Origin of the sequence: Bacillus sp. FSL R5-0820 (assembly GCF_038593385.1) — a bacterium.
In the GTDB taxonomy this organism is placed as follows: Bacteria; Bacillota; Bacilli; order Bacillales; family Bacillaceae; genus Bacillus; species Bacillus altitudinis.
On record NZ_CP151991.1, the window covers coordinates 1,571,225 to 1,597,944 of the forward strand.

Annotated in this window: 22 protein-coding genes; all 22 read left to right on the plus strand. The window is 41.8% G+C overall.

The window, feature by feature from the left end; translation table 11 throughout:
- The first annotated feature begins 24 nt into the window (after positions 1-24).
- Positions 25-792, plus strand: coding sequence for a FliA/WhiG family RNA polymerase sigma factor (locus NST15_RS08035; protein WP_007499565.1), 768 nt, complete (start codon positions 25-27; stop codon positions 790-792).
- 21 nt (positions 793-813) lie between these two features.
- Entirely contained in the window at positions 814-1,353 is a 540-nt protein-coding gene (locus NST15_RS08040; RefSeq protein ID WP_017359079.1) for a hypothetical protein, read from the plus strand.
- 155 nt (positions 1,354-1,508) lie between these two features.
- The gene (gene rpsB, locus NST15_RS08045; protein ID WP_007499561.1) at positions 1,509-2,243 is read left to right on the plus strand and encodes a 30S ribosomal protein S2; all 735 of its coding nucleotides are present in this window, start codon (positions 1,509-1,511) and stop codon (positions 2,241-2,243) included.
- 91 nt (positions 2,244-2,334) lie between these two features.
- Positions 2,335-3,216 carry a translation elongation factor Ts gene (tsf, locus tag NST15_RS08050; protein WP_007499558.1) on the plus strand — a complete coding sequence of 294 codons (882 nt, stop codon included), beginning with the start codon at positions 2,335-2,337 and terminating at the stop codon, positions 3,214-3,216.
- A gap of 134 nt (positions 3,217-3,350) precedes the next feature.
- Positions 3,351-4,073, plus strand: a complete 723-nt coding sequence (gene pyrH, locus NST15_RS08055) for a UMP kinase (protein WP_008344767.1) — start codon at positions 3,351-3,353, stop codon at positions 4,071-4,073.
- Position 4,074: 1 nt separating this feature from the next.
- Positions 4,075-4,632 carry a ribosome recycling factor gene (gene frr, locus NST15_RS08060; protein ID WP_008344764.1) on the plus strand — a complete coding sequence of 186 codons (558 nt, stop codon included), beginning with the start codon at positions 4,075-4,077 and terminating at the stop codon, positions 4,630-4,632.
- 129 nt (positions 4,633-4,761) lie between these two features.
- Complete coding sequence (locus NST15_RS08065; RefSeq protein ID WP_007499552.1) at positions 4,762-5,544, plus strand: isoprenyl transferase; 783 nt, start codon at positions 4,762-4,764, stop codon at positions 5,542-5,544.
- Positions 5,545-5,556: 12 nt separating this feature from the next.
- Positions 5,557-6,351: a phosphatidate cytidylyltransferase gene (locus NST15_RS08070; protein ID WP_007499550.1), complete on the plus strand. Its 795-nt coding sequence runs from the start codon at positions 5,557-5,559 to the stop codon at positions 6,349-6,351.
- A gap of 39 nt (positions 6,352-6,390) precedes the next feature.
- Complete coding sequence (gene dxr / locus NST15_RS08075) at positions 6,391-7,542, plus strand: 1-deoxy-D-xylulose-5-phosphate reductoisomerase (protein ID WP_342498991.1); 1,152 nt, start codon at positions 6,391-6,393, stop codon at positions 7,540-7,542.
- Positions 7,543-7,548: 6 nt separating this feature from the next.
- Positions 7,549-8,814 (plus strand): RIP metalloprotease RseP, encoded by a 1,266-nt coding sequence (gene rseP / locus NST15_RS08080; RefSeq protein ID WP_007499546.1) that lies wholly within the window; start codon positions 7,549-7,551, stop codon positions 8,812-8,814.
- Positions 8,815-8,894: 80 nt separating this feature from the next.
- Positions 8,895-10,592, plus strand: a complete 1,698-nt coding sequence (locus NST15_RS08085) for a proline--tRNA ligase (RefSeq protein WP_057079555.1) — start codon at positions 8,895-8,897, stop codon at positions 10,590-10,592.
- A 135-nt stretch (positions 10,593-10,727) separates the two neighbouring features.
- Positions 10,728-14,981, plus strand: coding sequence for a PolC-type DNA polymerase III (locus NST15_RS08090; protein ID WP_342499052.1), 4,254 nt, complete (start codon positions 10,728-10,730; stop codon positions 14,979-14,981).
- 420 nt (positions 14,982-15,401) lie between these two features.
- Positions 15,402-17,252, plus strand: a complete 1,851-nt coding sequence (locus tag NST15_RS08095; RefSeq protein WP_272511499.1) for a glycoside hydrolase family 9 protein — start codon at positions 15,402-15,404, stop codon at positions 17,250-17,252.
- 17 nt (positions 17,253-17,269) lie between these two features.
- Positions 17,270-19,378 (plus strand): glycoside hydrolase family 48 protein, encoded by a 2,109-nt coding sequence (locus NST15_RS08100; protein WP_057079553.1) that lies wholly within the window; start codon positions 17,270-17,272, stop codon positions 19,376-19,378.
- A gap of 79 nt (positions 19,379-19,457) precedes the next feature.
- Positions 19,458-20,684, plus strand: coding sequence for an endo-1,4-beta-xylanase (locus tag NST15_RS08105; RefSeq protein WP_057079552.1), 1,227 nt, complete (start codon positions 19,458-19,460; stop codon positions 20,682-20,684).
- A 20-nt stretch (positions 20,685-20,704) separates the two neighbouring features.
- A complete protein-coding gene (locus NST15_RS08110) occupies positions 20,705-21,835 on the plus strand; it encodes a cellulase family glycosylhydrolase (protein WP_060781062.1) in 1,131 nt (376 codons plus the stop codon).
- Positions 21,836-22,076: 241 nt separating this feature from the next.
- Positions 22,077-22,550: a ribosome maturation factor RimP gene (rimP, locus tag NST15_RS08115; RefSeq protein ID WP_008344744.1), complete on the plus strand. Its 474-nt coding sequence runs from the start codon at positions 22,077-22,079 to the stop codon at positions 22,548-22,550.
- 32 nt (positions 22,551-22,582) lie between these two features.
- Positions 22,583-23,698, plus strand: coding sequence for a transcription termination factor NusA (gene nusA, locus NST15_RS08120; protein ID WP_003211013.1), 1,116 nt, complete (start codon positions 22,583-22,585; stop codon positions 23,696-23,698).
- A gap of 15 nt (positions 23,699-23,713) precedes the next feature.
- On the plus strand, positions 23,714-23,998 hold the full coding sequence (locus tag NST15_RS08125) for a YlxR family protein (RefSeq protein ID WP_008344742.1): 285 nt from the start codon (positions 23,714-23,716) through the stop codon (positions 23,996-23,998).
- Positions 23,991-24,293, plus strand: a complete 303-nt coding sequence (locus NST15_RS08130) for a YlxQ family RNA-binding protein (protein WP_007499528.1) — start codon at positions 23,991-23,993, stop codon at positions 24,291-24,293. The genes NST15_RS08125 and NST15_RS08130 overlap by 8 nt, the downstream gene beginning before the upstream one ends.
- Positions 24,294-24,312: 19 nt before the next feature.
- The gene (infB, locus tag NST15_RS08135) at positions 24,313-26,433 is read left to right on the plus strand and encodes a translation initiation factor IF-2 (RefSeq protein WP_007499526.1); all 2,121 of its coding nucleotides are present in this window, start codon (positions 24,313-24,315) and stop codon (positions 26,431-26,433) included.
- Positions 26,430-26,708 carry a DUF503 domain-containing protein gene (locus NST15_RS08140; protein WP_017359071.1) on the plus strand — a complete coding sequence of 93 codons (279 nt, stop codon included), beginning with the start codon at positions 26,430-26,432 and terminating at the stop codon, positions 26,706-26,708. The genes infB and NST15_RS08140 overlap by 4 nt, the downstream gene beginning before the upstream one ends.
- Positions 26,709-26,720 lie beyond the last annotated feature (12 nt).

Genomic DNA, 26,720 nt, shown 5'->3' on the forward strand with positions numbered 1-26,720 from the left:
CTAAGGAAGTATAGGGGGAGAAAGATGCAATCCTTAAATTACGAAGATCAGGCGCTATGGGCTAGATGGAAAGAGTGGAAGGACCCAGCTGCTGGAGATGATCTTATGCGCCGCTATATGCCGCTCGTCACATATCATGTTGGAAGAATTTCCATCGGTCTCCCGAAGTCAGTGCACAAAGAAGACTTGATCAGTCTAGGGATGCTCGGTTTATATGATGCCCTTGAAAAATTTGACCCCGGAAGAGATCTGAAGTTTGATACATATGCATCCTTCAGAATTCGTGGGGCCATCATCGACGGTCTTCGTAAAGAGGACTGGCTGCCTCGTACATCAAGAGAAAAAACAAAAAAAGTAGAAGCGGCAATTGAAAAGCTTGAACAGCGATATTTACGAAATGTGACACCAACAGAGGTTGCTGAAGAACTCGGCATGAGTGAACAAGATGTGGTCACAACGATGAATGAAGGGTTCTTTGCGAATTTGCTCTCGATTGATGAGAAGCTGCATGATCAAGAAGACGGAGAAAACGTTCAAGTCATGATTCGCGACGAAAAGACTGTGACACCTGAAGAAAAAATGCTGAAAGATGAATTAATTGAACAGCTTGCCGAAAAAATGACAGAGCTTTCGGAAAAAGAAAAGCTTGTGATAAGTCTTTTCTATAAAGAGGAATTGACGTTAACGGAAATTGGTCAAGTGCTTAATTTATCGACCTCCCGCATTTCGCAAATTCATTCAAAGGCATTGTTCAAGCTTAAGCATCTGCTTGATAAAGCCATTCAATCTTAAAGAGTTAGTGAGTGAAAAAATATGCTATGGCTGATTAGCTTTATGCTTCATGCTGCACTTATTTATTTTGTGATCATTTTATACACGAGAATGAATTCGCTGAAGGCAACAGAACAAAAGCAGCGAGAGCTTTTAGAAGAAACGGAAAATACCCTGGCTGCATTTTTGATGGAAGTCAAAGAAGAGAATGAAAAACTATCAAAAGCTGCAGCCACTTCCCCTGATTTTTCTGCTGAAGAGCTGAAATCGGATCTTCAGACACCAAAGCAGCCACAACCACCAATTGAATCCCTGCAATCGGTAGAAAGTGAAGATCCAGTTCCAGAGCACCTGTCGACTCTCCTTAGCGAAGTTGAGGTGCAGGAAGAGAAGGTAAACGAACCCGTTTCAAGTCTCGAAACAGAAGCTTCTACGCCTTCTGAAAGTGAAATAGAAGAAACATTCGAGGAACAAGTAAAGGCCTTATATGATCAAGGGCTATCATTAGAAGAAATAGCGAAAGAATTAAAAACGGGCAAGACAGAAATCGAACTTTTATTAAAATTTAGCGGAAAGCTGTAAAGGATTCTTGATTGTCAGTCCATCATGTGTTATATTATTTCTTGGTGTTAAATACACACGCTTAATGATTCGTATGAAGGTGCTGCCGTGGCGCAGTTTTATGTGAACATGACTTAAGCGGAGGAAAAAAAACCATTATATTAGGAGGCAACAACATGTCAGTTATTTCTATGAAACAATTGCTAGAAGCTGGTGTTCACTTCGGTCACCAAACACGCCGTTGGAACCCAAAAATGAAGCGTTACATCTTTACAGAGCGTAACGGTATCTACATCATCGATCTTCAAAAAACGGTGAAAAAAGTAGAGGAAGCTTACAACTTCACGAAAAACCTTGCTGCTGATGGAGGAAAAATCCTTTTCGTTGGTACGAAAAAGCAAGCACAAGATTCAGTGAAAGAAGAAGCAATCCGTTCTGGTATGTTCTATGTAAACCAACGCTGGCTTGGTGGAACGTTAACAAACTTTGAAACAATCCAAAAACGTATCAAACGTTTAAAAGATATTGAAAAAATGCAAGAAAACGGTACGTTCGAAGTTCTTCCTAAGAAAGAAGTCGTTCAACTGAAAAAAGAATTAGAACGTCTTGAAAAATTCCTAGGCGGAATCAAAGACATGAAGGGTCTTCCAGATGCACTTTTCATTATCGACCCTCGTAAAGAGCGTATTGCAGTTGCAGAAGCTCGTAAATTGAATATCCCAATTATCGGTATCGTTGACACAAACTGTGATCCAGACGAAATTGATGTTGTGATCCCTGCAAACGATGATGCAATCCGTGCTGTAAAACTTCTAACTGCTAAAATGGCAGATGCGATTCTTGAGTCTAAACAAGGCGAAGAAGAAGCTGTTGTAGAAGAAACGACAGAAACTGAAACAACAACTGCGTAACCTATTCAAAAGGTGATAAGAGGGAACTGCCTTTTATCACCTTTTTTTCACCTAGTAATCCGTGTTTTAACATAGAAGGAGGAAATGTAAAATGGCAATTACTGCTCAATTAGTAAAAGAACTGCGTCAAAAAACTGGTGCAGGTATGATGGACTGTAAAAAAGCGTTAACAGAAACTGATGGTGACATCGACAAAGCAATCGATCTTCTAAGAGAAAAAGGGATCGCAAAAGCTGCGAAAAAAGCAGACCGTATTGCGGCAGAAGGATTAACTCTTATTAAAACTGACGGCAACACTGGTGTTATCCTAGAAGTGAACTCTGAGACTGATTTCGTTGCGAAAAACGAAGGATTCCAAAATCTTCTTAACGAACTTGCTGATCATTTACTTGCTGCGAAACCTGCAACAATTGAAGAAGCACATGCTTCTAAAATGGAAAATGGTTCAACAGTTGAAGAACATATTACTTCTGCAATTGCGAAAATCGGAGAAAAAATTACGCTGCGCCGTTTCTCAGTCATCACAAAAGAAGATAACGCTGCATTCGGTTCTTACTTACACATGGGCGGACGCATCGGTGTATTAGCGGTTCTTAACGGAACAACTGATGAAGAGCTTGCGAGAGACATCGCAATGCACGTTGCTGCTGTAAACCCTAAATACATTTCTCGTGACCAAGTGTCTGAAGAAGAAGCAAACCGTGAGCGTGAAGTATTAACACAACAAGCGCTTCAAGAAGGAAAGCCTGAAAATATCGTTGCTAAAATGGTAGAAGGCCGTCTAAACAAATTCTTCGAAGAAATTTGCTTACTTGACCAAGCATTCGTTAAAAACCCAGATGAAAAAGTGAAACAAGTTGTAGGTGCGAAAAACGCAACTGTTCAAACTTATGTTCGCTATGAAGTGGGCGAAGGTATCGAAAAACGTCAAGACAACTTTGCTGAAGAAGTCATGAGCCAAGTGAAAAAATAATGTTTGAAAAGCTCTCTGGGGCTTTTTTAGGGAGCACAAGCACTGTGTTCCCTATTTTTTAGAGGATATTGATTTACAAAAGACGGTTTCTTACGCATAATAAGAGACGGTATAGTTTACACTTGGAGGTTATCATGAGCAAACCGAAATATAATCGCATTGTACTTAAGCTAAGTGGAGAAGCACTAGCTGGTGATGCTGGAAATGGAATTAACCCAACTGTCATTCAATCAATTGCAAAGCAAGTAAAAGAAATTGCAGAACTTGATGTTGAAGTTGCAGTCGTTGTAGGTGGAGGAAACCTTTGGCGTGGTAAGACAGGCAGTGACTTAGGAATGGACCGGGCAACAGCAGACTATATGGGGATGCTTGCAACAGTAATGAATTCATTGGCATTACAAGACAGCCTAGAAACGCTTGGCATTCAGTCTAGAGTACAAACCTCTATCGAAATGAGACAGGTTGCAGAGCCATACATAAGAAGAAAAGCGATCCGTCACCTTGAAAAGAAACGTGTCGTGATTTTTGCTGCAGGTACTGGTAACCCTTATTTCTCTACTGATACAACAGCAGCACTTCGTGCAGCTGAAATTGAAGCAGATGTCATTTTAATGGCGAAAAACAATGTAGACGGTGTCTACAGTGCTGATCCTCGTACAGATGCGGATGCAGTAAAATATGATAAGCTTTCATATCTTGATGTACTAAAAGAAGGGCTTGCTGTAATGGATTCTACTGCGTCCTCATTATGTATGGACAATGACATTCCATTAATCGTCTTCTCTATTATGGAAGAAGGAAATATTAAACGTGCCGTCAATGGCGAATCAATCGGAACGATCGTGAGGGGGAAATAACGTGTCAAAAGAAGTGTTGAACCAAACAAAAGAAAAAATGGAAAAAGCCGTTCAAGCATACGGGCGTGAACTAGCAACTGTCCGTGCGGGCAGAGCTAATGCTTCCCTTTTAGACAAAGTAACAGTGGATTACTATGGTGCGCAAACACCACTAAACCAAATTGCGTCAATTACAGTGCCAGAAGCACGTATGCTGATTATCACACCTTACGATAAAACAGCGATCGGTGATATCGAAAAGGCGATCCAAAAGTCTGATCTTGGTATCACACCAACAAGTGACGGAAACGTGATCCGTATTGCGATCCCAGCACTAACAGAAGAAAGACGTAAAGAACTTGTAAAAGTTGTGAGAAAATACTCAGAAGAAGCAAAAGTAGCTGTTCGTAACGTTCGTCGTGATGCAAACGATGAATTGAAAAAGCTAGAGAAAAATGGGGAGATCACTGAAGATGAATTAAGATCATCTACAGAGGATGTTCAAAAATTGACAGATGAATATGTCGCTAAAATTGATGAAGTGACAAAAGATAAAGAAAAAGAAATCATGGAAGTTTAAGAAAAAACTATGTACAATAGATAATAGTGAAAAGACCCTCTTCATGTTTACAGGGGGTTTTTTTGTTAATACTGTTGAGGACTATATTATTAGCGGGAACGCAACCTTTTTGGGTGATGGAGGAATCTCATGCTCAATATACTCAAAAATTGGAAGAATCAGCAAACAGCAGCTTCCAACTTAGAAAGCCTGACAAAAGAAGACATATTAAATGGAGAAATTCCTGAACATATCGCCATTATCATGGATGGGAATGGAAGATGGGCGAAGAAACGTGCGCTTCCACGGGTAGCAGGACATCATGAAGGAATGAAAGTTGTCAAGCGCATGACCAAGCTTGCAAATGAGCTGAATGTCAAAGTGCTGACTTTGTATGCTTTCTCTACAGAAAATTGGAAACGTCCAAAACTAGAAGTAGACTTTTTAATGAAGCTTCCTGAAGAGTTTCTAAACATCTATCTGCCTGAACTCATCGAGGAAAATGTCCGTGTACGTTTAACAGGTGATCCAGACGGCCTCCCGCAGCATACGAAAAAAGCGGTAGAGAACGCAGTGAAGAGTACGGCGAATAATGACGGACTCATTTTAAATTTTGCGCTCAATTATGGAGGACGGACAGAAATTATTTCTGCATGCAGACAAATTTCTGAAAAAGTCAAAGAAGGCAAGCTTCGAGCAGAAGACATCACAGAAGAGATGTTTTCAGCTTATTTAATGACAGAATCTCTTCAAGATCCGGATTTGCTTATTCGCACGAGTGGAGAAATTAGATTAAGCAACTTTATGCTTTGGCAAATTGCATACAGCGAGTTTGTCTTTACGGATGTGCTTTGGCCTGACTTTTCTGATGAGCATCTCATAGGCGCTATCGGAGAGTACCAGCGCCGCGGCCGGAGGTTCGGTGGAATTTAGAGGGTGGTGCAGATGAAACAAAGAATTTTGACGGGTGTTCTGGCAGCTGCAGTGTTTTTACTTGCAGTGATTTATGGACAAATGCCATTTACCCTGCTGATTTATTTAATGGGAAGTGTCGCTCTCTTTGAGCTTCTTAGAATGAAAAAGATTTCGATTTTCAGCTTTCCTGGCATTGTCAGCTTAATATTGCTTTGGCTTTTAATGGGCGGAGAAAATAGCTTCTTCCCGAACGTAGACGCATCAAAAATGCAGATTGCTTTATTTGCAGTCTTAATCCTTTTAACTTATACAGTTCTGAGCAAAAACTCTTTCACATTCGATGAGGTTGCTTTTGTTATATTAGCCACATTATATATTGGCGTTAGTTTCTATTATTTTATTCAAATTAGAGGCTTGTATGGCATGAGTGCGATCTTCTTCGCAGCGGTGATTATTTGGTCCACTGACTCAGGTGCCTATTTTATTGGGAAATCTATGGGGAAACGAAAGCTTTGGCCAGAGATCAGCCCAAACAAAACAGTAGAAGGATTTATCGGCGGAATCGTCACAGCGGTCGTGCTGTCACTTGTGTTCCAGGCGGTTACAGGATTTTTGCCATCATATCTGCTTGTTATGTTTATTACTCTTTTGCTCAGTATTTTTGGACAGCTTGGCGACCTTGTGGAATCTGCTTTAAAGCGTCATTACCATGTGAAGGATTCAGGGACAATACTCCCAGGTCATGGCGGAATTTTGGACAGGTTTGACAGCTTTTTATTCGTTCTGCCGTTTTTATATCTATTGCTGGCCACGTTTGCTAGCTAACCTCATAGAAACTAATTGAACGAGAGAAGGAGTGGCAATTTGAAATATATTTCGCTATTAGGCGCAACAGGATCAATTGGAGAACAAACATTAGATGTGATCAGGCAGCATCCAGACAAATTCAAGTTGAAAGCGATGACGTTTGGCAGAAATATAGACAAGGCCATCCCTATCATTGAACAATTTCACCCTGAATTTGTTGGATGTGTAGACGAAGAGACCTATCGCACGTTAAAAGGTCATTCATTTCAATACGATGTCAAAATGGCTGCGGGTGATGAAGCGAACATCGAAGCAGCGACCTATGATGCAGTGGATGTTGTGGTCAATGCACTGGTAGGAAGTGTCGGACTTGTGCCAACATTAAAAGCCATTGAACAAAAAAAGACGATCGCACTTGCAAATAAGGAAACACTTGTGACAGCTGGTCATATAGTAAAAGAGTACGCCAAAAAGTATGACGTGCCTTTACTTCCTGTCGATAGTGAACACTCCGCTATTTTTCAATCCCTGCAAGGTGAACAAGCTAAAAACATTGAACGCTTAATCGTGACAGCTTCGGGCGGCAGTTTCCGAGATAAAAAACGCACGGAGCTTGAAGGTGTAACGGTTGAAGAAGCGCTGAATCATCCAAACTGGTCCATGGGCGCAAAAATCACGATTGATTCAGCGACCATGATGAATAAGGGGCTTGAGGTGATTGAGGCGCATTGGCTGTTTGATATCCCATACGATCAAATTGATGTGCTGTTACATAAAGAGAGCATCATCCATTCCATGGTGGAATTCCATGACAAAAGTGTCATGGCTCAGTTAGGTACACCTGACATGAGGGTTCCGATTCAATACGCGCTCACTTACCCTGATAGAGCGCCATTAAAAGAAGCGAAATCATTAAACCTTTGGGAGATTGGACAATTAAATTTCCAAAAAGCGGATTTTGACAGGTATCACTGCTTACATTTTGCTTATGAATCAGGTAAAATAGGAGGGACAATGCCTACTGTGCTTAATGCAGCCAATGAAATAGCTGTTGATGCATTTCTAAAAGGCAAAGTAACGTTCCTGCAAATTGAAGAATTGATTGAAAAGGCACTGAACAGACATCATGTGATTTCAACGCCTAGTTTGCAAGATATCCATGAAGTGGACAAAGATACACGAGACTTTGTTCAATCAATCCTCGCATAAGGTGGTATGTTCGTGAATACAGTGATTGCGTTTATTATTATTTTTGGAACGCTCGTTTTTTTCCACGAGCTTGGCCATTTAATTATGGCGCAGCGCGCAGGCATTTTATGCCGCGAGTTCGCAATTGGTTTTGGACCGAAGATTTTCTCCTTTAAACGAAAAGAAACCGTCTATACCATCAGACTTCTGCCAATCGGCGGATTTGTTAAAATGGCTGGAGAAGATCCTGAAGTCATTGAAATTAAACCGGGTCATACAGTGGGGCTCTTATTCAATGAGCAAAATGAAGTAGAAAAAATCATTTTAAATGATAAAGAGAAATATCCTGATGCACTTGTCATTGAAGTTGAACAAATTGATTTAGATCATGCGATGAGAATTTCAGGATATGAGGCTGGAAATGAAGACATCCTTACTGGCTACAATGTAAGCCAAACAAGCTTCTATATTGCAGATGGTGAAGAAATTCAAATTGCACCATACAACCGTCAGTTTGGTTCAAAAACAGTATGGCAGCGCATTAAAGCCATTGCAGCTGGACCGATTATGAACTTTATCTTGGCATATGTGATTCTTGTGGCTTTAGGATTTATTCAAGGTGTAACCGTGGATGATCCTGTACTTGGTAAGCTGACAAAAGACGGCCGGGCAGCGCAAGCTGGGCTTATGCAGGGAGATCATATCGTTTCAATTAACGGGGATAAAATGAATTCTTGGACAGATGTTGTTCAAACGGTTCAAAAGAACCCAGATAAAAAAATGAATGTCGTCATTGACCGAGATGGCAAAGAAAGCACCATTCAAGTTGTACCGGAAGCTGTGAAGGCAGAAGGAAAAACCATTGGCCGTTTTGGCTCTTATCCGCCAACGGAAAATGGCTTTCTCAAAGTCATTTCATCCTCAGGCACTACAGTGATATCTACAGCAGGTCTCATCTTAACGAACTTGCAAAAGATTGTCACAGGACAATTTTCGTTAGATATGCTTGCAGGTCCTGTTGGAATATATGACATGACAGGAGAAGTAGCGAAACAAGGTGTGTTAACATTAATGCAGTTTGCTGCGTTTCTTAGTATCAACTTAGGGATCGTGAATTTATTACCGATTCCTGCATTAGACGGAGGAAGATTACTTTTCCTATTCGTTGAAGCCATTCGCGGCAAACCAATTAATCGTGAGAAAGAGGCACTTGTTGTCTTCATTGGTGTTGCGTTCCTCATGCTATTAATGCTAGTAGTGACATGGAATGACATCCAGCGATTATTTTTATAAAAACCATTGTCTCTTGTTTCTCATTATGGGAAACAAGAGTTTTTGTGAGAAGTCCTATTTCTTAAATGAGGTGTAACGACATGAGACAATCCCTGACTTTCATTCCAACTCTTCGAGAGGTGCCGGCAGATGCTGAGGCAAAAAGTCATCAGCTGTTAGTAAGAGCTGGATTTATTAGACAAAACACAAGCGGTATCTATCATTATCTGCCGCTAGCACATAAAGTGATTCAGCACATTCAATCCATTGTTCGCAAGGAAATGGAAAAGGCGGGAGCAGCTGAGCTGTTAATGCCAGTGCTGCAGCAAGCAGAAATGTGGCAAGAGTCAGGAAGATGGTATACATACGGTCCAGAACTCATGCGTATGAAAGATCGCCACGGCCGCGAGTTTGCACTTGGCCCAACACACGAAGAAGTGATCACATCACTCGTACGCAGTGAAGTAAAATCGTATAAAAAGCTTCCTTTGACACTATATCAAATCCAATCTAAATTCCGTGATGAACAAAGACCTCGCTTTGGGTTATTGCGCGGACGTGAATTTATTATGAAGGACGCCTATTCATTCCACTCTTCACCAGAGAGCCTTGATGACACATACAACAAAATGTTTACAGCTTACTCGAATGTCTTTTCAAAAGTAGGTCTTAACTTTAGACCCGTCATTGCCGATTCTGGGGCAATGGGAGGAAAAGATACACATGAGTTTATGGCGCTGTCAGAAGTAGGAGAAGATACAATCGCATACTCTGACACATCTTCCTACGCTGCGAACATTGAAATGGCTGAGGCTGTGTATCACGGAGAAGAAGCAAACCCTGCGGACTTCAAAGAACTTGAGAAAGTACACACGCCGCAGGTAAAGACGATACAAGATGTTGCGGCATTCTTAGAAGTCGCTCCTTCTACATGTATCAAATCTGTCTTGTTTAAAGCGGACGATGCGTATGTACTTGTCCTGACAAGAGGCGATCATGAAGTAAATGATGTGAAAGTGAAAAACTTAGTTGGAGCACAGCTTGTAGAGCTTGCTTCACGTGAGGAAGTACTAGACGTGATCGGAACAGAACCAGGATTTGTTGGACCAGTGAAGCTTGAAGCGGAAGTAACGATTTATGCAGACCACGCTGTCAAAGGAATGACAAATGCAGTTGCAGGTGCAAATGAATCGGATTATCACTATGTCAATGTCAATCCTGCTCGTGATCTATCAGTGAAGGAATATACAGATCTTCGCTTGATTCAAGAAGGAGACGTTTCTCCAGATGGTGAAGGCACAATCCAGTTCGCAAAAGGAATTGAAGTAGGACAAGTCTTTAAGCTAGGCACACGTTATTCAGAGGCAATGGATGCAACATACCTTGATGAAAATGGACGTGCGCAGCCAATGATCATGGGCTGCTATGGTATTGGAATTTCTAGAACCCTTTCTGCGATTGTTGAACAGCATCATGATGATAAGGGGATTATTTGGCCAGAAACAGTTGCGCCATATGATCTTCATCTACTTGCCTTAAATATGAAAAACGATGCACAAAAGGAACTGGCTGAAACGTTGTATGAGCGTTTACAGGAAGAGGGCTATGATGTCCTTTTCGATGACCGCCAAGAGCGAGCAGGCGTCAAATTTGCCGACAGTGACTTAATTGGACTGCCAATTCGCATTAGCTGCGGGAAACGTTCAGAAGAAGGTATTGTCGAAGTGAAATTCAGAAAATCAGGTGAATCACACGAAGTATCTGTTGATGAACTGATTTCATTTATACGCCAAGCATAAAAAACGAACAAAAAAATGAAGGTACCTCCTGCAAAAAAGAGGTACCTTTCTGATTTACAAAAGGAGGGTCCTGTCTTGGATGAACAATTACCGATTACCCGGCGGCAATTTCATATATTACTCAATCAGATTCAAATGACAGATGATGACCTCAGCTGTTACTTTGAAGAAGGCGAGATCGTCAAATTGACGGTGCATAAGGCGGCAAAAACATGGCATTTCCATTTTAAATTTAAGGCGCTTTTGCCTTACCAAGTATATGCAATGTTTTTAAGCAGGCTGACAAATGCATTTTCTCATATCGCACAAGTCACTTGTACGATTGAAGTCAATGATCCGCACATATCTGAAGAGCTCGTTCAATCGTATTGGTCCCATTGTGTGGAAGAGCTTCAAGGAATTTCTCCCCCAATCATCAGCTTGCTTCAACAGCAAAAACCAGCGCTGTCTGGACATAAGATCATCATCAAAACAAAAAGCGAAACTGAGGCTCTGGCCATCAAGAAGAAATATAGCCCAATGCTTCAGGCTGCATTTAAACAAGTTGGTTTTCCAGAACTTCAATTTGATACAGAAATTTTTGTATCAGATCAAGAGATTCAGAAGTTCAGAGAACAAAAACTTGCTGAAGATCAAGAAAGAGCCATGCAAGCCCTTGTTGAGATGGAGAAGAAGGAAAGTGAGGATCAAGAGGAAGCTCCTTCTGGCCCTCTGATGATTGGCTATCAAATCAAAGACAATGAAGAAATACGTACGCTTGATAGTATTATGGACGAAGAAAGACGAATCACCGTCCAAGGATACGTGTTCGATGCAGAAACGCGCGAACTAAAAAGCGGTAGAACCCTTTGTATCTTTAAAATTACCGATTATACGAATAGTATTTTGATCAAAATGTTTGCGAGAGAAAAAGAAGATGCCCAGCTCATGAAATCCTTGAAAAAAGGGATGTGGGTCAAAGCAAGAGGAAGCATTCAAAACGATACGTTTGTGAGAGATCTTGTCATGATCGCAAATGACGTCAATGAAATGAAACCTCAGCTGAAAGAAGATACTGCACCTGAGGGAGAAAAGCGTGTTGAGCTTCATTTGCATTCGCCAATGAGCCAGATGGATGCTGTCACTGGCATCGGTAAACTTGTTGAACAAGCAAAAAAATGGGGGCATGAGGCCATTGCCCTGACAGATCACGCCGTTGTACAATCCTTTCCAGATGCGTATACAGCAAGTAAAAAGCATGGCATCAAAATGATGTACGGGGTGGAAATCAATTTAGTCGACGACGGGGTACCGATTGCGTATAATCCAGAGCACCGCTTGTTAGAAGATGCGACGTTTGTCGTATTTGATGTTGAGACAACAGGACTCTCTGCTGTGTATGATACGATCATTGAGCTTGCAGCCGTGAAAATCAAAGGCGGGGAAATCATTGACCGCTTTGAGGCATTTGCAAACCCTCATCATCCGTTATCAGCAACAACCATTGAACTAACCGGTATCACGGATGACATGGTGAGAGATGCACCAGATGTGGTCGATGTTGTTCGGGATTTCAAAGAGTGGATTGGACAAGATATCCTTGTTGCTCACAATGCAAGCTTTGATATGGGCTTTTTAAATGCAGCATATAAGCGACTGTTAAAAACAGATAAAGCGTCAAACCCTGTCATTGATACACTAGAACTCGGCCGATTCCTTTATCCTGAATTTAAAAATCACCGGCTGAACACGCTGTGTAAAAAGTTCGATATTGAACTCACGCAGCATCACCGGGCGATTTATGATGCAGAAGCAACTGGTTACCTCATGCTGAAGATGCTAAAAGATGCGGCTGAAAAAGAGATTGCCTACCACGATCAATTGAATGAAAACATGGGGCAGTCCAATGCGTATCAGCGCTCACGTCCTTACCATGCAACGGTGATTGCACAAAATGAGACGGGTCTAAAGAATTTATTTAAGCTTGTTTCACTTTCTCATATTCATTATTTCTACCGCGTGCCGCGTATCCCTCGCTCACAGCTTGAGAAATATCGAGAAGGTTTAATTGTTGGGTCTGCTTGTGATAAGGGTGAAGTGTTTGAAGGGATGATGCAGAAGTCACCTGATGAGGTAGAAGACATTGCCGCATTTTACGACTATTTAGAAGTTCATCCGCCAGAAGTGTATCAGCATTTACTCCAGCTGGAGCTTGTTCGGGATGAACGTGCATTAAAAGAGATCATCACAAACATTGTAAAACTTGGTGAAAAACTGAATAAACCAGTCGTGGCGACTGGAAATGTGCACTACCTGCATCCAGAAGACAAAATTTATCGCAAAATCTTAATTTCATCACAAGGCGGGGCGAATCCGCTTAATCGTCATGAACTGCCAAAAGTTCATTTTAGAACAACTGATGAAATGCTAGAAGCCTTCTCTTTCCTAGGGGACGAAAAGGCGAAAGAGATTGTCGTGACGAATACGCAAAAAGTATCTGAGATGGTCGAAAGTATTAAACCAATCAAAGACGATCTTTATACACCAAAAATCGAAGGTGCAGATGAAGAAATTCGGGAAATGAGCTATAACATGGCTCGCAGCATCTACGGTGACGATTTACCGAAAATTGTAGAAGACCGGATTGAGAAAGAATTAAAGAGTATTATTGGTCATGGTTTCGCTGTTATTTATTTAATTTCTCATAAGCTTGTTAAGAAATCACTTGATGATGGATATCTAGTTGGTTCAAGGGGGTCAGTTGGTTCATCCCTCGTTGCGACATTAACAGAGATTACAGAAGTGAACCCGCTTGCGCCGCACTATGTATGTCCAAGTTGCAAGCACTCTGAGTTCTTTAATGACGGATCGGTTGGCTCAGGATTTGACCTTCCTGATAAAGACTGCCCTGAATGCGGGACGCCGTATAAAAAAGACGGACACGATATTCCGTTTGAAACGTTCTTAGGTTTTAAAGGAGATAAAGTGCCTGATATCGACTTGAACTTCTCAGGAGAATATCAGCCGATTGCCCATAACTATACGAAAGAGCTGTTTGGTGAAGAGTATGTATACCGCGCAGGTACAATCGGTACCGTTGCAGAAAAAACGGCATATGGTTATGTGAAAGGCTACGCAGGAGATCATAACCTTCATATGAGAGGTGCTGAAATTGACCGGCTTGTACAGGGCTGTACGGGGGTCAAACGGACAACGGGCCAACATCCAGGCGGTATTATCGTAGTGCCGGATTATATGGACATTTACGATTTCTCACCAATTCAATATCCAGCAGATGCGACAGGTTCTGATTGGAAAACGACACATTTTGATTTCCATTCAATCCATGATAACTTGCTGAAACTAGATATTCTTGGACACGATGATCCAACGGTCATTCGGATGCTTCAGGACTTGAGCGGAATTGATCCAAAAACGATTCCGACAGATGATCCTGAGGTCATGAAAATCTTCCAAGGAACGGAACCTCTCGGTGTCACAGAAGAACAAATTGGATGTAAAACGGGAACACTTGGGATCCCAGAGTTTGGCACAAGGTTTGTTCGTCAGATGCTTGAGGATACAAAACCGACCACCTTCTCGGAGCTTGTTCAGATCTCTGGTCTATCTCACGGTACAGATGTATGGCTCGGCAACGCTCAAGAGCTGATTCATAATAAAACGTGTGAACTAAGTGAAGTGATTGGCTGTCGTGATGATATTATGGTATATCTGATTTATCAAGGTTTAGAGCCGTCACTTGCCTTTAAAATTATGGAATCTGTTCGTAAAGGGAAGGGACTTCCTCCTGAATGGGAAGAAGAAATGAAGAATAATAACGTACCGAACTGGTACATTGATTCTTGTAAAAAGATTAAATACATGTTCCCTAAAGCCCACGCGGCTGCTTATGTATTAATGGCCGTTCGGATTGCTTATTTCAAAGTGCACCATGCACTTCTGTACTACGCGGCTTATTTTACCGTTCGTGCAGATGATTTTGATATCGAAACGATGACAAAAGGATCGAATGCGATTCGAGCGGTGATGGACGATATTAACTCAAAAGGTCTTGATGCATCACCGAAAGAGAAGAACCTATTAACTGTACTAGAGCTTGCACTTGAAATGTGTGAAAGAGGCTATCACTTTAAAAAAGTAGACCTATACCGATCAAGTGCCACTGAGTTTATCATTGATGGAGACGGGTTAATCCCGCCATTCAACTCCATCCCTGGACTCGGAACAAACGTTGCGTTAAATATTGTACGCGCACGCCAAGATGGTGAATTCCTTTCAAAAGAAGATTTACAAAAACGAGGAAAAGTGTCTAAGACCATCCTTGAGTATTTGGATCGTCAAGGCTGCTTAGAAGCACTTCCTGATCAAAACCAGCTTTCTTTGTTCTAATGTGAAAAATGAAGAGCGCCCTTAAAGGGCGTTCTTTTTTATATATACAATAATATTATTATGTTAACTAAATATTTTAACTGGAATTATTTTCTTGTTGGTTCATATATCTTGATTTAACGTCGTGTTTTGAGAGAAGAGATTGTATGTCATTCTTTCTACCCAAATAGAGCAAAAAAGAGAATTTAGCCGTCTGAAATGTTCTCATACGACATATGATCATTTTGGGTACAGTCACATGAAGAATCAGGAGAAAACCCTCGGTGAGCGTCAAGCTGATGGCTGTTTACTATGCACATTTTTGAAACACGCTTGATTCTTTTCAACACTGTACAAAACACGAACGGAATGACAAGGAGGTGGTCATTTCTTGTTCAATGTTTCACGTTTGAGAAAAAAGAAGGGGTGAGAAGTAGGTACATGTCAGATTACAACTATGTAGAGGTGCTTCAAAAATCAATTTTGTTTTACGAAGCCCAGCGTTCCGGAAAGCTTCCTGAAAGCAATCGTCTTAACTGGCGAGGGGATTCTGGACTAGAGGATGGGAAAGATGTTGGTCATGATTTAACAGGCGGCTGGTACGATGCTGGTGATCATGTGAAGTTCGGGCTTCCGATGGCTTACTCTGCAGCTGTGCTTGCATGGACAGTCTATGAGTACCGAGAAGCTTACGAAGAGGCAGAACTGCTTGATGATATGTTAGATCAAATCAAGTGGGCAACCGATTATTTTTTGAAAGCCCATACAGGTCCAAATGAATTTTGGGCACAAGTAGGCGATGGGAACGCAGATCATGGCTGGTGGGGTCCAGCAGAAGTGATGCCGATGAACCGGCCAGCATTTAAAATTGATGAACATTGTCCAGGAACAGAAGTAGCCGCCCAAACCGCAGCCGCTTTAGCAGCAGGTTCAATTATTTTTAAAGAAACAGACGCGCCATATGCCGCAAAACTTCTCACCCATGCAAAGCAGCTTTATGCATTTGCTGACCAATATCGCGGTGAGTATACAGATTGTGTCACCAATGCTCAGCCATTTTATAACTCCTGGAGCGGCTATATTGATGAGCTCATTTGGGGTGGAATATGGCTGTACTTGGCGACAAATGACCAGACCTATTTAAACAAAGCACTAAAAGCAGTAGAAGAATGGCCGAAGGATTGGGATTATACGTTTACGATGTCGTGGGACAATACCTTTTTTGCTTCGCAAATTTTACTTGCGAGAATCACAAAGGAGAAAAGGTTTATCGAATCGACAGAGCGTAATCTCGATTACTGGTCCACGGGTTTTGTTCAAAATGGAAAAGTAGAAAGAATCACTTATACGCCTGGCGGGTTGGCGTGGTTAGATCAATGGGGGTCACTTCGTTATACAGCAAATGCCGCATTTTTAGCGTTTGTATACGGAGATTGGGTTTCTGATCAAGAAAAAAAGAATCGATATCAAACGTTTGCGATCAGGCAAACACACTATATGTTAGGGGATAATCCGCAAAATAGAAGCTATGTCGTTGGGTTTGGCAAAAATCCGCCGATGCATCCACACCATCGAACTGCACATGGCTCATGGTCTAATCAGCTGACAACTCCTTCTTCTCATCGGCACACGCTTTATGGAGCGCTTGTTGGGGGGCCTAATGCACAGGATCAGTATACCGATGACATCTCTGACTATGTATCAAACGAGGTAGCAACAGACTATAATGCCGCCTTTACTGGAAATGTAGCCAAAATGGTGCAGCTGTTTGGTCAGGGGCAGTCAAAGCTGCCGAATTTTCCGCCTAAAGAAAAAGTGGAAGATGAGTTTTTTGTAGAGGCAGCTGTCATGAGTAACGATACAACATCTACTCAGATCAAAGCCATTCTATACAATCGATCAGGCTGGCCGGCAAGAAGTAGTCAATCACTTTCTTTTAGATATTATGTCAATCTGAGCGAGATATTTGCGAAGGGATTCACTGATAAAGATATTCAAGTGACAGCTGTCTACAATGAAGGCGCTTCCTTATCTCCGTTAACGGTGTATGACGCATCATCCCATATCTATTTTACAGAAATCGATTTTACTGGCGTAGCTATTTTTCCAGGAGGCGAATCGCTTCATAAGAAAGAAATACAGTTCCGGTTATCTGCGCCAAATGGTGCGAATATATGGGATGCCTCAAATGATTATTCCTTTCAAGGATTAACATCCAATATGCAGAAAACAGCGAGAATTCCTGTTTTTGAACAAGGTATTTTAGCATTTGGTACGCTTCCGAATAAATAAATATAAAGGGTGAGGACATGACAAATAAAGAACGGTTTTTAGCGCTTTATCATCAAATGAAAAACGATGCGAATGGATATTTTTCAAAAGAAGGCATTCCGTATCATTCCGTTGAGACACTCATTTGCGAGGCGCCTGATTACGGGCATATGACAACTTCAGAAGCTTACAGCTACTGGTTATGGCTTGAAGTATTGTATGGGCATTACACAGGCGATTGGAGCAAACTAGAAGCTGCTTGGGATAATATGGAGAAGTTTATTATTCCAGTAAACGAAGATGGACATGACGAACAGCCGCATATGAGCTCTTACAATCCATCTAGCCCAGCCACATACGCTTCAGAAAAACCATATCCAGATCAATATCCGAGCCAGTTGACGGGTGCTCGCCCTGCTGGTCAAGATCCAATTGATCATGAACTGAGGTCAACTTACGGAACGAATGAAACGTATTTAATGCACTGGCTTCTTGATGTAGACAACTGGTATGAATATGGGAATTTGCTCAACCCATCACATACAGCCGCATATGTAAACACATTCCAGCGGGGTCCGCAAGAATCCGTATGGGAGGCCATTCCTCATCCATCACAAGATGATAAAACGGCCGGAAAGCCCAATGAAGGTTTCATGAGCTTGTTCACAAAAGAAAATCAAGCGCCAGCCGCCCAGTGGCGCTACACAAATGCGACGGACGCTGATGCACGTGCGATACAGGCAATGTATTGGGCAAAGGAACTTGGCTATAACGGGTCAGCCTATCTTGATAAAGCGAAAAAGATGGGGGATTTCCTTCGTTACGGAATGTACGATAAATATTTTCAAACAATTGGAAGCGGCAAGCAAGGTAATCCGTATCCTGGAAATGGAAAAAGTGCATGTCATCACTTAATGGCATGGTATACCTCTTGGGGCGGGGGACTTGGAGAATATGCGAATTGGTCATGGCGTATCGGAGCGAGCCATTGTCATCAAGGGTATCAAAACCCAGTCGCTGCCTACGCTTTATCCTCAGATAAGGGAGGCTTAAAGCCATCGTCACCGACTGGTGCAAGTGATTGGGAAAAGACGTTAAAGAGACAGCTTGAATTTTACGTCTGGCTTCAATCAAAAGAGGGAGCGATTGCAGGAGGTGCTACCAACAGCTGGAATGGAGACTATAGCGCTTATCCAGCAGGAAGAAGCACATTTTATGATATGGCTTATGAAGATGCGCCTGTTTACCATGATCCTCCGTCCAATAACTGGTTTGGAATGCAAGCATGGCCGATTGAGCGTGTAGCAGAGCTTTATTATATCTTTGCAAAAGATGGCGACAAAACATCTGAAAATTTCCAAATGGCCAAATCTGTCATCACAAAATGGGTCAACTATTCACTAGATTATATTTTTATTGGCACTCGTCCTGTGTCGGATCAAGATGGATATTTTTTAGATGGTCAGGGTCAAAGAATTCTAGGGGGGACAAATGTTGCTGTTGCTACGACAAGTGCACCTGGAGAGTTTTGGATTCCTGGGAATATAGAATGGAGCGGCCAGCCTGACACTTGGAGCGGGTTCCAATCTGCAACAGGTAATCCAAATTTAACGGCAGTTACAAAAGATCCTACTCAAGATACTGGTGTACTGGGCAGTCTAATCAAAGCACTCACATTCTTTGCTGCTGCAACACAGAAAGAGACAGGAAACTACACAGCACTTGGCATAAGAGCAAAAGAGACAGCGGCACAGCTCCTTGAGGTTGCTTGGAATTACAATGATGGTGTAGGGATTGTGACAGAGGAAGACAGAGAAGACTACCACCGTTTCTTTAAAAAAGAAGTGTACTTCCCTAATGGCTGGAACGGAACATTTGGTCAAGGAAATCAGATCCCTGGTTCCAGCACCACTCCTTCTGACCCGCAGCGAGGAGGTAACGGAGTGTATACGAGCTTTGCAGATCTTCGTCCGAAAATCAAGCAAGACCCAGCTTGGTCAGCACTGGAGAGTAAATATCAAGCATCTTTTAATGAAGCAACAGGCAAATGGGAAAACGGAGCGCCAAGTTTCACCTATCACCGTTTCTGGTCGCAAGTTGATATGGCTACGGCTTATGCAGAATACCATCGTCTCATAAACGAATAGAACTTAGTGCAGCTGCCGGCTTCTTTAGTCGGCGGTCTCCTCATAAGATAAATGAAGTGAAAGCAAAGGTGATGTCATTATGGTTAAAAAGAAAGAATTTATGAATCATTCATCGAATGGCGGATCACAGGAACAAGAAAATCAAAGCTGGAGAAAAGAAGCAAATGATCGAATCTTACAGCATAGACAAAGAGAGCTTGTCATAAACGTCATCGATAAAGAAAAAAAACCCTTAGCCGGAATAGAGGTTGAAATAAAACAAATCAGACATGAATTTGCATTTGGTTCAGCAATGAATGACCAAGTACTATTCAATCAAACGTATGCTGATTTTTTTGTTCAACATTTTAATTGGGCTGTGTTTGAAAATGAGGCAAAATGGTATGCAAATGAGCCTGAACGAGGGAAAATAACCTACGAAAAAGCAGATGCCATGCTGAATTTTGCCAATAGACACCAAATTCCAGTGAGGGGGCACGCCTTATTTTGGGAGGTAGAGGATGCTAATCCAAACTGGCTGAAATCATTACCGAATCATGAAGTATATGAAGCCATGAAAAGGCGGCTTGAGCATGCAGGCAATCATTTCAAAGGGAAATTCCGTCATTGGGATGTAAACAACGAAATGATGCATGGTTCATTTTTTAAAGACCGATTTGGGAAACAGATTTGGAAATGGATGTATGAAGAAACGAAAAAAATTGACCCTCAAGCCTTGCTGTTTGTCAATGATTATAATGTAATCTCATACGGCGAACATCACGCATATAAAGCACATATCAATGAACTTCGTCAGTTGGGGGCACCAGTTGAGGCCATTGGAGTTCAAGGTCACTTTGAAGATCGAGTGGATCCAGTCGTTGTAAAAGAAAGACTAGATGTGCTTGCTGAGCTTGGTCTACCGATATGGGTGACAGAGTATGACTCTGTTCATCCGGATGCCAATAGACGAGCGGATAACTTAGAAGCTTTATATCGGGTTGCCTTTAGTCATCCAGCCGTAAAAGGTGTGCTGATGTGGGGATTTTGGGCAGGTGCTCATTGGAGAGGTGAGCACGCAGCCATCGTGAACCATGATTGGTCGTTAAATGAAGCGGGCAGGCGTTATGAAAAGTTACTGCAGGAATGGACGACACAAAGAGTGGAAAAAACAGATGCGAATGGCCGAGTGACATGTCCAGCGTTTCACGGGACGTATGAGGTTCGAATTGGTGAAGAAAGTAAAATGTTGCAGCAGCAGACGATTGAACTTGACTCAACCAAACATACACCTCTTCAACTAGATATCATCGTACCAGTAGAATAAGAGATTGTGAGGAGAATGGAATGAAAAAATGGGTTCGACGGGTGGCTTGTTTTATGCTGCTGATCACTTTATGGGCGGGTTGGTTCACTCTGACCGTAAAGGCCTCCTCCTATGTGCAAACATCTGGTACACATTTTGTATTGAACAACCACCCATTTTACTTTGCTGGCACAAATAATTATTATTTCCATTACAAATCAAAAAAGATGGTAGATGCTGTTTTTGACGATATGAAGGCAATGGATTTAAAGGTTATTCGTATTTGGGGATTTCACGATGGCACCCCTCAAGAAAATTCAGTCTTACAATCTCGTCCAGGTGTTTATGAAGAATCCGGTTTTCAAAAACTAGACTATGCGATTCATAAAGCAGGGCAGGAAGGAATCAAGCTGGTCATCCCGCTTGTGAACAATTGGGATGATTTTGGCGGGATGAATCAATATGTGAAGTGGTTTCAGGCAGGATCACATGATCACTTTTATACAGATCCTCGGATTAAAACAGCTTACAAAAACTATGTGCGCTATGTATTAGAGAGAACCAATACGTACTCAGGTGTTCAATATAAAGATGATCCTGCTATTATGACATGGGAGCTCGCCAATGAGCCGCGCGCTCAGTCAGACCCTTCGGGAGATATACTAGTAAACTGGGCAGATGAAATGAGTGCATGGATCAAATCAATTGACTCGAATCACCTTGTTGCAGTAGGAGACGAAGGGTTCTTTCGCATGACAGGTCATGATGATTGGTTTTACAGTGGAGGAGAAGGTGTTGATTGGGATCGTTTGACTGCTCTCCCTCATATTGATTATGGAACCTATCATTTATACCCGGATCACTGGAATAAGTCTGCTGCATGGGGAGTGAAATGGATCAAAGATCATATCACCCGAGGAAACGCAATCGGAAAACCTGTTGTATTAGAAGAGTTTGGCTATCAAAATCAAACAGCCCGTCCTGATGTATATGATAGCTGGCTGAAGACAATTGAACAGCTCGGAGGCGCAGGTAGCCAATTTTGGATTTTAACAAGCATTCAAGACGATGATTCCCTCTACCCGGATTATGATGGTTTTCGAGTTTTAAAGGAGAGCCGGGAGGCAGGAATCATTCGTGAACACGCCAAAAGAATGAATGAAAAGAACTGATGAAGAATGCCTGTTTATAAGGAACTTCATTTGCATAAAAAAATTGGATATGGTATAGTTTTTATGGAAATGCTAACGATTACCGAGACAAGAGTGGGGAAACCCGCTCTTTTGTATTGAACAGGCAATTTTTGTCTCGACATTATTCATCCGTTTTCTGCTCCCCCTGCTCACAATAAAGCAGGGTTTTTATGCAGAATGATTGATAAGAGCGTTTATCGAAAGCACAAGGAGGAAGAGAATGAGCAAAAAAGTAGTGGATATCGTAAGCGACATGGTGCAGCCAATTTTAGATGGCTTACAGCTTGAACTCGTTGATGTTGAATTTGTCAAAGAGGGTCAAAACTGGTTCCTTCGCGTATTTATTGACTCTGATAAAGGCGTCGATATCGAGGAGTGTGCCAAAGTGAGCGAAGCCTTGAGCGAAAAGCTTGATGAGGCAGATCCAATTAGCCAAAACTACTTTCTTGAAGTGTCCTCTCCTGGAGCGGAGCGCCCATTAAAGAAAAAAGCTGATTTTGAAAAAGCACTTGGAAAAAATGTTTTCATGAAAACATACGAACCAATTGATGGTGAAAAGGCATTTGAAGGTGAGCTTACAAGCTTTGATGGTGAGATTGCAACAGTGACAGTGAAGATCAAGACAAGAAAGAAAGAGATCAATATTCCATACGAAAAAATCGCTAACGCAAGATTAGCAGTTTCGTTCAATTAACCTTTTCATTGATATAAGGGGGAACCATAAAAATGAGTAGTGAGTTGTTAGATGCCCTGACTGTTCTTGAGAAAGAGAAGGGCATTAGTAAAGAAATTATTATTGAAGCGATAGAAGCTGCACTCATTTCTGCATACAAGCGTAATTTTAATCAAGCACAAAATGTGCGTGTTGATTTGAACCGTGAAACGGGAACGATTCGCGTATTCGCAAGAAAAGATGTTGTAGATGAAGTGTATGATTCTCGCCTTGAAATCTCTGTAGATGATGCAGCAAATATGAACCCGAATTACATGGTTGGTGACGTCGTTGAAATTGAAGTCACACCAAAAGATTTCGGACGCATTGCAGCTCAGACAGCGAAACAAGTCGTGACGCAGCGAGTGAGAGAAGCAGAGCGAGGTGTGATTTACACTGAGTTTATCGATCGTGAGGAAGACATCATGACGGGAATCGTTCAGCGAATTGACAGTAAATTCATTTACGTGTCACTTGGCAAAATCGAAGCCCTTCTTCCGGTAAACGAACAAATGCCAAATGAGGACTACAAACCACATGACCGTATTAAAGTGTTCATTACGAAAGTAGAAAAAACAACAAAAGGACCACAAATTTATGTATCAAGAACACACCCAGGTCTTTTAAAGCGTTTATTTGAAATCGAAGTGCCAGAAATTTATGATGGTACTGTAGAGCTTAAATCTGTCGCTAGAGAAGCTGGGGACCGTTCTAAAATATCTGTTCGTACAGATGATCCTGATGTTGATCCAGTTGGTTCTTGTGTAGGACCTAAAGGTCAGCGTGTACAAGCAATTGTCAATGAGCTGAAAGGCGAAAAAATTGACATTGTTCATTGGTCGAATGACCCTGTTGAATTTGTTGCCAATGCGTTAAGTCCATCAAAAGTTCTTGATGTCATTGTAAATGAAGAAGATAAGGCGACAACTGTCATTGTCCCTGATTATCAGCTGTCATTAGCCATTGGTAAAAGAGGTCAAAATGCGCGTCTTGCAGCGAAATTAACGAGCTGGAAGATTGACATTAAAAGCGAAACAGATGCAAGAGAACTCGGTATTTTCCCAAGAACTGAAGACTCTGAATCTCTTTTCTTAGAGGCTGAACCAGTAGCTGAGGAATCTGACGAATAAGAGGTGATATAAAAGGTGAAAAGCCGAAAAAAAATCCCGCTTAGAAAATGCGTCGTGACGGGAGAAATGAAACCAAAGAAAGAACTGATTCGCGTTGTTCGTTCAAAAGAAGGTGAAGTGTCTGTTGACGCAACTGGAAAAATGAACGGGCGCGGCGCTTACCTTTCTCTCGATAAAGAAACCATTCTTGCGGCGAAGAACAAACGTAGTTTACAGCAGCAATTTCAGACACAGATTGACGAACACATTTTTGAAGAATTACTAGAACTAGCTGAAAAGGTGAAAAAACCTAATGACTGAATCTGAATGGTATCCTTTGCTTGGTCTAGCAAATCGAGCTCGTAAAGTCGTGTCAGGAGAAGATCTGGTGATCAAAGAAATTAGACATGCGCGTGCTAAGCTGGTTCTTCTTGCAGCAGATGCCTCATCCAACACAGAGAAAAAGGTATCTGACAAATGCAAATTTTACAATGTTCCGGTTAGAAAAGTTGAAGACCGTTCCGTTCTCGGACGTTCTATAGGGAAGGAAGCTCGCGTAGTTGTCGCTGTCACTGACCAAGGCTTCGCTAAGAAGCTCATAAGCTTGCTCGATTAATTTATTTGGGGGTGAACGAATGGCTAAAGTGAGAGTATATGAATACGCAAAAGCCATAGATGTTTCAAGTAAAGATATTATAGCAGCGCTTAAGGATATGAACGTGGAAGTGAACAACCACATGGCGACGCTTGAAGACGACACTGTGAAAAAGCTAGACGCTATCTATAAAAAAGCCAAAGCAAAAGAGACAGCTAACGAGAAACCCGCAGAACAAAAAAAACAATCATCTAACAAAAACAATGATAGAAAGAAGAATGACGTGCAGAATAATCAATTTAATAAAAACAAAAAAAACAACAACCAAAACAAAAACAAAAATAAACGCGGCGGCAACAACAAGGCGCAGCATCAGCAAGCAAGACCTGTGAAGCCGAAAAAAGAGCTTCCTGAAAAAATTGAATTTACAAATTCAATGACAGTCGGCCAGCTTGCTGACGAGCTTGGCAAAGAAACTGCTGAAATCATCAAAAAACTGATGATGCTTGGTGTTATGGCTACGATCAACCAAGAGCTCGACAAAGATACAGTCGAATTAATTGCTTCTGAATATGGTGTTCCAGTAGAAGAAGTCATCATTTTAGAAGAAACTGAACTTGAAAAGTATGAAGTTGAAGATAAAGAAGAAGATATGCAAGTACGCCCTCCAGTCGTAACGATCATGGGACACGTTGACCACGGGAAAACAACGCTTCTTGACAGCATTCGTAAAACGAAAGTTGTTGAAGGCGAAGCGGGTGGAATTACGCAGCATATTGGTGCATACCAAATTGAAGAAAACGGTAAGAAAATCACGTTCCTTGATACACCAGGACACGCAGCTTTCACTACGATGCGAGCACGCGGTGCTGAAGTAACAGATACGACGATCTTGGTCGTTGCAGCAGATGACGGTGTCATGCCGCAAACGATTGAAGCGATCAACCACGCAAAAGCGGCAGAGGTGCCAATCATTGTTGCTGTCAATAAAATTGACAAACCAACAGCGAACCCTGACCGCGTGATGCAGGAATTAACTGAGCATGGTCTTGTACCTGAGGCTTGGGGCGGCGAAACCATTTTCGTTCCTTTATCTGCTAAAACAGGTGAAGGCATTGACGAATTGATCGAAATGATCCTTCTTGTCAGCGAAGTAGCAGAACTAAAAGCTAACCCAAATCGTGCGGCAAAAGGAACTGTGATCGAGGCTGAGCTTGATAAAGGAAGAGGTTCTGTTGCAACCCTTCTCGTTCAAACTGGTACACTTCAAGTAGGTGACCCAATCGTTGTCGGAAATACATTTGGCCGTGTACGTGCAATGGTCAATGACATCGGACGCCGCGTGAAAACAGCAGGACCATCTACACCTGTTGAAATCACTGGTTTAAATGATGTACCGCATGCAGGGGATCAGTTCCTCGTATTCAAAGATGAAAAAACAGCTCGTCAAGTCGGTGAGGCGCGTGCGTCTAAACAACTTGATGAACAGCGTTCAGACAAAGCGAAATTATCTCTCGATGACCTATTTGAGCAAATCAAACAAGGTGATGTGAAAGATATCAACTTAATCGTAAAAGCAGACGTACAAGGTTCTGCTGAAGCACTGACGGCAGCTCTTCAAAAAATTGAAGTAGAAGGCGTAAAAGTGAAAATCATCCATACGGGTGTTGGAGCGATTACAGAATCTGATATCATTTTAGCAAGTGCTTCTAATGCGATCGTGATTGGATTTAACGTACGTCCTGATGGCAATGCGAAGAGCACAGCTGAAACAGAAAACGTAGATATCCGCTTACACCGCATCATCTACAAAGTCATCGATGAAATTGAAGCTGCGATGAAAGGAATGCTTGACCCTGAATATGAAGAAAAAGTCATCGGTCAAGTTGAAGTTCGTCAAACGTTCAAAGTATCAAAAATCGGTACAATTGCTGGTGGCTATGTCACTGAAGGTACCATTACTAGAGACAGTGGTATCCGCTTAATTCGTGATGGCGTCGTTATCTTTGAAGGTGAAGTCGACGTATTAAAACGATTCAAAGACGATGTGAAAGAAGTTTCACAAGGCTATGAATGTGGTATTACCATTAAGAAATACAATGATATCCGTGAAGGTGATGTCATGGAATCATTCGTTATGCAAGAAATCGAAAGAAAATGATCGGTTATACCGAGTGTGAGTGTATGATCTATGATGCATCCTCACTGAAGGAAAAACGTGCGGTTCTGCAGCGTATCATGACAAGAACGCGCCATAAATTCAATGTGACCATTGCTGAAATGGACTATCAGGATACATGGCAGCGTACTTCGATCGGAATCGCCGTCATTTCCTCCTCCCGGGTTCAAGTGGAAAAGGAACTTCAGCGTGTGTTAAGCTTTATTGATTCTTTTCCTGAAATTGAACGAACGATCACGAAAACTGAGTGGTTTTAATTAGAGGTGATA